General features: G+C 56.8%; 1 protein-coding gene. It reads left to right on the forward strand.

The features are described 5' to 3' along the window. Positions 1-524: 524 nt before the first annotated feature. On the forward strand, positions 525-950 hold a 426-nt coding region (locus tag M3B01_RS14550), incomplete at its 3' end, for a hypothetical protein (RefSeq protein WP_259793263.1).

Raw genomic sequence — 950 nt, forward strand, 5'->3', positions numbered from 1 at the left:
CACTCCGCAAGCCGCACCTGAAATTCGCTTGGTAAAACTGTAACTATTGACCCAAGGAAAGTCGATTGGCCCAGCACAAACGCAATCTCCAGCTATCATTCGACTATGTAATCTGCGAGCGCTGCGATGAACAGCGGCTTCTCGCCCGCCCGTGCATTAACTGCGGGAGAGGGCCGGAGCCTGATGAATGTCAGCAGGATCTCTCGCGGAGAATCGGTCTTGTGGACGACTTTCGAGCGACCCGGAGCTCCCCGACTTCGCCATCCGGTGTCGATCTGAGCCAGCTCGAACGACAAGTGGACGAAACAACTCGAACAGTTGAGCGCGCGTTAGCTAAAGCGTCCCGAGAAGGCGAGGCGCCGGGAGCTCTTCTGGCCGCTTTCTATCAGCTCGACAGCCTTGTGCTTTCGTGGCAATCGCCGCAGCCTCGACCAAATAGAAATCTAGGAAAGCTCATCGGTCGCGCACTCGGGCAGTTGCGGGCTGGGTACGAGAAGTTCCTTGATGCGATGTGTGCCCCAGACATGAACGAGGCACAAAGGTTCGAAGCTGAAGGCAACGCAGAGATTCGGTTGGGCGAACGCCATCTTGCGCAAATCGAGGAGTTGATCTGGGCGGACGAGGTTTCCAAAGACTCAGACCCCCTCCAGGTGGCTAACAGTGCCGGCCGGGCTATTCGCGACAGGCTAGGCAACCCGGCCACAATCGAGGAGCTGGAGCTTGAGCTCAGGCGTATCGAGGGTGCGAGTTCGGTAAGTGGAGGATCAGGCATTGAGTATCAAATAATGCGCATTATGGCGCTCACTCAATTTGACTTTGATCGCTTCACCGATATTCGGGACCGAGTTGCGGATGTGCTCGGGAAGTCCAGTGCCTTCTTGGAGCTGGGAAAGGGTGAAGCGTGGCGGCGTCAACATGCAAGGGCGCAGGCAAACCTTTCGGGCTCACTT

Origin of the sequence: Brachybacterium sp. p3-SID957 (genome assembly GCF_025144775.1) — a bacterium.
In the GTDB taxonomy this organism is placed as follows: domain Bacteria; phylum Actinomycetota; class Actinomycetes; order Actinomycetales; family Dermabacteraceae; genus Brachybacterium; species Brachybacterium epidermidis.